At 63.9% G+C, this 7276-nt stretch carries 6 protein-coding genes and 1 pseudogene; 4 read left to right on the forward strand and 3 right to left on the reverse strand.

Features of this window, described 5'->3' with window-relative positions; translation table 11 throughout:
- The first annotated feature begins 21 nt into the window (after window positions 1-21).
- Window positions 22-867, forward strand: a complete 846-nt coding sequence (dapF, locus tag QQS53_RS06415) for a diaminopimelate epimerase (RefSeq protein WP_472775042.1) — start codon at window positions 22-24, stop codon at window positions 865-867.
- Between the two features lie 11 nt (window positions 868-878).
- On the opposite strand, the gene QQS53_RS06420 is transcribed toward dapF, so the two are convergent.
- The gene (locus QQS53_RS06420; protein ID WP_472775043.1) at window positions 879-1448 is read right to left on the reverse strand and encodes a hypothetical protein; all 570 of its coding nucleotides are present in this window, start codon (window positions 1446-1448) and stop codon (window positions 879-881) included.
- A gap of 98 nt (window positions 1449-1546) precedes the next feature.
- On the reverse strand, window positions 1547-2290 hold the full coding sequence (locus tag QQS53_RS06425) for a hypothetical protein (RefSeq protein WP_472775071.1): 744 nt from the start codon (window positions 2288-2290) through the stop codon (window positions 1547-1549).
- Between the two features lie 292 nt (window positions 2291-2582).
- Here QQS53_RS06425 and hflX point away from each other — a divergent pair, with 292 nt between their 5' ends.
- Window positions 2583-4079 (forward strand): GTPase HflX, encoded by a 1497-nt coding sequence (hflX, locus tag QQS53_RS06430; protein ID WP_472775044.1) that lies wholly within the window; start codon window positions 2583-2585, stop codon window positions 4077-4079.
- A 35-nt stretch (window positions 4080-4114) separates the two neighbouring features.
- The gene (locus tag QQS53_RS06435) at window positions 4115-5398 is read left to right on the forward strand and encodes a uracil-xanthine permease family protein (protein ID WP_472775045.1); all 1284 of its coding nucleotides are present in this window, start codon (window positions 4115-4117) and stop codon (window positions 5396-5398) included.
- A gap of 914 nt (window positions 5399-6312) precedes the next feature.
- On the opposite strand, the pseudogene QQS53_RS06440 reads toward QQS53_RS06435, so the two are convergent.
- Window positions 6313-7068 (reverse strand): annotated as a pseudogene (locus tag QQS53_RS06440) (IS256 family transposase); the annotation flags it as partial.
- A gap of 41 nt (window positions 7069-7109) precedes the next feature.
- Between QQS53_RS06440 and QQS53_RS06445 the strand changes: the two are divergent.
- Window positions 7110-7276 (forward strand): transposase (locus QQS53_RS06445; RefSeq protein ID WP_472775072.1); only part of this gene is annotated, 167 nt, incomplete at its 3' end.

Below are 7276 nucleotides of genomic sequence, written 5' to 3' on the forward strand. Positions count from 1 at the left end.
CAAAACAGTAGACTCGGTGCCATGCGAGTTAGCAAAGGTCACGGAACCGAGAACGATTTCCTCATCATCCCGAGCTTCGAGGAGCTCGTGGACCTGCCCGAAAAGCGCGTGCGTCGGCTGTGCGATAGGCGCGCCGGGCTCGGCGCGGACGGCGTGTTGCGCGTGGTGCGCGCCGGGCAGCTGCTGGAGGCCGGCGAGCTCGAGGAGCTGCCGGCGGGCCTGGATCGCGAGGATTGGTTCATGGACTACCGCAACGCGGATGGCTCCGTGGCGGAGATGTGCGGCAACGGCACCCGGGTCTTCGCGCACTGGCTCAGCGTCCAGGGCCTGGTGGACGGCTCCACCTTCAACGTCGGCACCCGCGCCGGCATCAAAGAGGTAACGGTGCACGCTGCCGATGCCACGGACGCCACCGTCAGCGTCCAGATGGGCGAGGCGAAGGTGCTAGGGGTCTCCACCGCGCAGGTGGGCACCCACCGGGTAGCGGGCCTTGGCGTGGACGTGGGCAACCCCCACCTGGCCGCGGTCGTGCCGGGCCTGGAACCGGCGGAGCTTGCCGAGTGGGAGCTGGGCACCCCGACCTGGGACACGGAGTTTTTCCCGGCGGGGGTCAACCTGGAGATCGTCACCCCAGCGGCGGACGGCGAGGTGCACATGCGCGTGGTCGAGCGCGGCGTGGGGGAGACGCGCTCGTGCGGTACGGGAACCGTGGCTGCCGCGCGCGCCGCGCTGGCCGATGCCGGCCGCGGGGAGGGTACCGTGCGCGTCCACGTGCCGGGCGGGACCGTGGAGGTCACCATCACCGACGGCGGTTCGGTACTGACCGGCCCGTCACGGATCGTCGCGGACGGGGAGACGAGCCTTTAGGAGGCGAGTCCCTAGCTGGCCTCGCCGCCCAGGCGGTTGTCGGGGCCCTCGCTGTTATAGCGGGTGCCCAGCCGCTGGGCGGACCGGCGGGCGTTGATCCAGGATTCCTTGATATCGAGCGCGCGCTGGTCGGTGACCCGCAGCAGCGACTCCAGGTCCTGGGTTTCTAGCTCCGTGCTGGCCAAGCGGGCATTCAGCCGGTTGAGGAAGCGGCGCGCGGAGGCGTACTGGTAGTGGAAGTTTTCTACCGCCTCGTCGCCGCAGTCGTAATCCAGCAGCGCTGGGCGGTGCAGGGTGCGGTCCGCGATGGTGTCGGCGTCCTGGGCGTTGCTGAAGTGGTCGAATTCGTCCATGACGTCCGTGATGTCTTCCGCCGACAGCTGGATGGACGAGCGCAGCACCCGGTGTTCGTGGGCGTCCGGGCGCATGGAGAGCATGACCCACACCGCCCCGGCCAGCAGGAGCGCGACTACCAGGCCGACCACCTTGAGCAGCCCGATGAGAAAGGCGGCGGCGATGATAATCAACACGATCGCCAGGGCGCGGCGCTGGCCAGCGGATCGGGGGAAGGGCAGTGGCATGGTGGGGTCACCTCCTTGAAGGGCCGGTCAAATATCGGAAGCTACGAATAAACGGACAGGACTTTGAGGGTTATCTTACCGTGTGGGGCGGCCTTCGCCTAGGAACAACCGCAACCGCCGGAGCCGCACCCGCAGCCCCCGCCGGAGCCACAGCCGCCGGTCGGGGCGGCCACGCTAGCGGTCAGCAGGGCCGAGCCGGCCAGGACCGTGTTCTTTTCCGGCAGCTCGCCGCCGTCGTCAGGCAGGCACACATCCAGTGGGAAGGCGCCGTCGAGCACCACGTGAGCAAAGCGCTGGCCGGTCAGCTCGTTGGTCAGCCACTGGCTTTCCATCACGCGCCCGGCGAACTCGAAGGCCGGGGTCGGGGCCTGGGCCCCGGAGCCGGAGGCGATGATCTCCGCGCCGCTGGACTTGGCCACCGCCGGGAACTGGCCGGTTTCGGCCTCAAAGGCCTCGGCGGAGGCGTAGCGGCGGGTCTCCAATGCCAAGGCGGTCAGGCTGACCTGCTGCCACTGCTGGGTTTCTTCCTCCGCCAGCAGCGGGCCCTGGGCGAGGTTCGCGGTCACCGTGGCCAGCACCGTGCCGAAGGGGTCGATGACCTCCAGGTGGGCGAGCACGTCGTTGACCATGTCGACGTGGGCGAAGGACTGCGTCACGGCGTTGAAGCCGACGAAGGTGGCAAACGGCTCCACGGCGAGGATGTTGAGCTGCGCGCCGCTCGGGTCGGTGAACTGGATGAGCTGCCCGCCGCGGACCTCGCCGGTGACCTGCAGGTGATCGGTGGCGATGGCCGCCTCGACGGCTTGTTGCCAGCGGTCGAAGTTAAAGCCCAACGCCGCCATTTCCGGCAGCTTGTGCGCCACTCCGGCCGGTTGTTCGACGCGGGCGGCGGGCGCTTCCTGGGTCGGCTGCTGGGAAGAGGCTGGGGTATCGGCCGCGGTCGTCGGGCCGGACTGGCTGGCATGCGTGGTCATGTCGATATTCTATCCCTTACGCGTGCCGGCACTTAAATTCACGGCGGCCGGCCGTGGGCCCTGCCCGCTGCCCCAGACGGCACCCGAAGGAAGCAGCGGTCTTCAGTTAGCCGGTGTCACTTGGGGTTTAGCGCAGTGACGTGGAAGAATAAGCACCAATATGACTGAATCTTCACAATTTAGTAACGAGCACGAAAAGCTGCTCGCCCACGCCTTCCGCGATAACGCGCCGCAACGGCCCGCGCACGCGGACGAGGAACTAAGCACCGGTGAGATGGACCTGGCAGAGCGTAACGCTTTGCGCAGCGTGACCCGGGAGACCACCATCCGCGCCGAGGACACCACGGATGGCTACGAAGTCGAGTACCGAAAGCTGCGCCTAGAGCAGGTCATCCTGGTCGGGGTGTGGACCGAGGGCACCATCGCCGAGGTCGAAGCCACCCTGGACGAGCTGGCCGCCCTAGCCGAGACCGCCGGCGCGGAGGTCGTCGAGCTCATCTACCAGAAGCGCGACAAGCCGGACTCCGGCACGTTCATCGGCTCCGGCAAGGTCAAGGAGCTCAAAGAGATCGTGGAAGCCACCGGCGCGGACACGGTCATCTGCGACGGTGAGCTCAACCCCGGCCAGCTGACCGCGCTGGAGCGCGCCCTCAACACCAAGGTCATCGACCGCACGATGCTGATCCTGGATATCTTCGCCCAGCACGCGAAGTCGAAGGAGGGTAAGGCGCAGGTCTCGCTCGCCCAGCTGGAGTACCTCTACACGCACACCCGTGGTTGGGGCGGCAACCTGTCGCGCCAGGCGGGCGGCCGCGCCGGCTCCAACGGCGGCGTGGGCCTGCGCGGCCCGGGTGAGACCAAGATTGAGACCGACCGGCGCCGCATCCGCACGGAGATGGCCCGCCTGCGCAAGGCGCTGCGGAACATGAAGACCGCGCGCGAGGTCAAGCGCTCCCGACGCGCCGCGTCCACGGTGGCGCAGATCGCCATTGCCGGCTACACGAACGCGGGCAAGTCCTCGCTCATCAACGCGATGACCGGGGCGGGCGTGCTGGTGGAAGACGCCCTGTTCGCCACGCTGGATCCCACCACCCGCCGCGCGCAGCTGGGCGACGGCCGCCAGGTGGTCTTCACCGACACCGTCGGCTTCGTCCGCCACCTGCCCACGCAGCTGGTCGAGGCCTTCAAGTCCACGCTGGAGGAGGTGCTGGGCGCTGATCTCATGCTGCACGTGGTCGACGGCTCGGATCCCTTCCCGCTCAAGCAGATCTCCGCAGTCAACAAGGTCATCTATGACATCGTCAAGGAGACGGGGGAGAACCCGCCGCCGGAAATCATCGTGATCAACAAGATCGACCAGGCCGATCCCCTGGTGCTGGCGGAGGTCCGCCACACCCTGGACCGCGACAACGTGGTCTTCGTCTCGGCGAAGACCGGCGAGGGCGTCGACGAGCTGACCACCCGGGTCGAGCTCTTCCTCAACACCCTGGACGCGGACGTCGAGCTGCTCGTGCCGTACACCCGTGGCGACGTGGTGGCCCGCCTCCACGAGGAGGGCACGGTGCGCAGCGAGGACTACTCGGAAGACGGCACCCGGATAAGTGCCCGCGTGCCGCAGCAGGTCGCGGCGGAGCTTACCGAGTTTCGCGTGGATTAACCCTGCCTGGCGCAGGTGATCCATAATGAAGACTCGTGAGTAATATTTTCGGATGGACCGTCCACGGTGACGGGAAGAAGATCGCCCCGGGGGCCGTGGTCGCCCCGGAAGAACGGCTGAACTGGCCGCGCACCATCGGCATTGGCATGCAGCACGTTGTGGCCATGTTCGGCGCCACGCTGCTGGTGCCCACCCTGACCGGCTTCCCGGTCAACACGACGCTGCTGTTCTCCGGCATCGGCACCATCCTGTTCTTGGCGATTACCCGCAACCGCCTGCCGTCCTACCTGGGCTCCTCGTTCGCCTTCATCGCGCCGCTTTCCGCCTCGCAGGCCCAGGGCATCGGCGTGCAGGCCGGCGCCGTGCTGTGCACGGGCGTGGCTCTGATTATCATCGGCCTCCTCGTCAAGGCAGCGGGCAAGCGCGTTATCGACGCCGTCATGCCCCCGGCCGTTACCGGCGCCATCGTCGCACTCATCGGCCTGAACCTGGCCCCGAACGCGGCTGCGAACTTCTCCAGCCAGCCGCTGGTAGCCGCGGTGACCCTGGTGGTCATCCTGCTGGCCACGGTGGCCGGCCGCGGCATGGTCTCGCGCCTGTCCATCCTCATCGGCGTCGTAGTCGGCTGGGCCTTTGCCGCGCTGACCGGCAACCTGGACCCGTCCGCCGGCGAATCCATTAGGGAGGCCGCCTGGGTGGGCCTGCCGCAGTTCCACGCCCCGGAGTTCAACCTCTCGGCCATCGCGGTGGCCCTGCCGGTGCTGGTCGTCCTCATCGCCGAAAACGTCGGCCACGTCAAGGCCGTCTCAGAGATGACCAACCGGGACCTCGACGACCTGGCGGGCGATGCCCTCTTCGCCGACGGCCTGGCCACCTCCCTGGCCGGCGGCTTCGGCGGCTCCGGCACCACCACCTACGCGGAAAACATTGGTGTCATGGCCGCCACCCGGGTCTATTCCACCGCCGCCTATTTCGTCGCGGCCCTGACCGCCATCGCCCTGGCATTCGTCCCGAAATTCGGCGCGCTCATCTTCACCATTCCCACCGGCGTGCTGGGCGGGGCCACCCTGGTGCTCTACGGGCTCATCGGCATGCTCGGCGTGCGCATCTGGATGGACAACAAGGTCAACTTCAACAACCCGGTCAACCTGACCGCGGCCGCCGTGGCGCTTATCGCCGGAATCGGCAACCTCACCCTCGACGTCTTCGGCGTCACCCTCGAGGGCATCGCCTGGGGCTCCGTCGGCATCATCATCGGTTACCCCATCATAAAGCGCCTCTACGACCACGTCGGGGAAGGGCAAAACGCGAAGTATTAGATGAACACCCCACGTTAGTATACTGGTATTGGAAATTAGGTGACCCTCATCCCCGTGATTTGGTGTCGTTGCTTGACTCTTTTTGTGTGGTGTCCAGTGTCTCGGCAGAGTTCTAGATAGCACAAGTAACGCGCGAGATCTGCTGATTTGACGAGAGTATCGACAGTCCGTGGATAGGGATGTCTCCGATAATGTGGCGAGCAACCTTCACTACTTATCGGAAGTGTTTACATATCGAAAGCTGTTGTAAAACTATCTGATTAGTTGCACTCTCTGAAAGGAGAGGAAGGATGCTAAGGAGTTTTTTGGGGTGCTTTTGTACAATACTTGCAACTTCTTACGGATTTGAAGTTTGAGGGTTGCTAGCCGGCTGTCGAGTGCGGACTGCAGCGAAGATAGTCCGACTAAACCACGGATATTTACAGGTAGAAAGATGGGAGGTAGAACCATCTCGTACTCTGACTGCAAAGACTATTTTGCTGTGTTGATTTGAACTTCTGGAGTGTCCTAAGAATTAGGTCCACTTCGTCTGAACGTCGACCGCGTTGTCTTGTTTTTACTTTTACTCCCTCGGACTGAGGTAATCCAGGCAGGAGTGCGGATGTAAGTCATTATAGTGCCGTGATCACCGGGGCATGACCGTGCGGGCGTGACTAGGTTGTCGATGCTGTTATTCTCCAGCAGTTCGTCTCGCATACGGTTATGAAAGAGCTCATCGAATTCGTTATGTGGCGGCTGGCCTGGCGGGATAAACGTTTGGAGGGTCTTATCCTCACCAGCCCAGGATTTGAGAGAGCGCGACGAATTCTGTTCCGTCGCCCATACATCTTTCGGGTGCCGGCCAGCGGCAACATCCCGTAGGCTGTGACCGTTGAGGCAGAGAGTGTCCGATAGTTTGTGTGTGGGGACTTGGTTTACAGGTAGTCCGTGAATCGGTCTGGGTATGCCACAGCTAGTTGGTTGATGGCTTGTTTCCAGCCATTGGCCTTCGCTGCTTCAACATACCCGTTGCACTCAACGGCGCGCTTGGCTTGCTTCGCGCGTGTGGCAGCGCGTTTGTCTTCGATGTTGCACATCATCAGCCACAGCGTCTTCAGTGCTGCAGTATCGTTCGGGAACTGGCCCCGGTTCCGGGTAGTTGTGCGCAGCTCAGCATTGAGTGACTCGATCGAATTCGTGGTGTACAACACCTTGCGCGCAGCTGGCGGGAACTGCACAAACGGCACGAACCGATCGCATGCATCACGCCACACCTTCACCGACTGCGGGTACTTCTAACCAAGCTCAGAGGCGTCGAACGCATCTAAGCTGGCACGGAAGGTATCGTCGTTTGCGGCCGTATAGATCGAACGTAGCGCGCTGGATACGGGTTGTCGGTCCTGATAGGACACCCACCGGTTCGCCGCCCAGATCAGGTGCACGATGCAGGTCTGCACCATCGAATGTGGCCAGGTTGCCTCCACGGCTTCCGGTAGGCCTTTAAGCCCATCACAGCAGACGATGAAGACATCCTGGACGCCACGGTTGGCCAGATTCGCGCACACAGATGCCCACAAGGCGGCACCGTCATGATCAGCAATCCACAAACCCAGGATGTGCTTGATACCGTCCATGCCGATGCCCACCGCCATGTAGCATGCCTTGGTGACTATGAGGTTACCCTCGTTTAGTGTACACCCTATTTGTGCGGATCTTGTGTCCGTAGGAGAGGATGTTCATTGTGAGTCAACAGCGCAAGAAGTACACGCCGGAGTACCGGCGTGAAGCCGCGAACCTGGTAATCGAGTCGCAGCGCCCGATTGCTCATGTGGCTAAGGAAATTGGTGTTTCCGCCGGGCTTTTAGGCCGGTGGGTCAAACTCGAGCGTGAACGCCGAGG

The organism is Corynebacterium sp. 2571A (assembly GCF_055700935.1).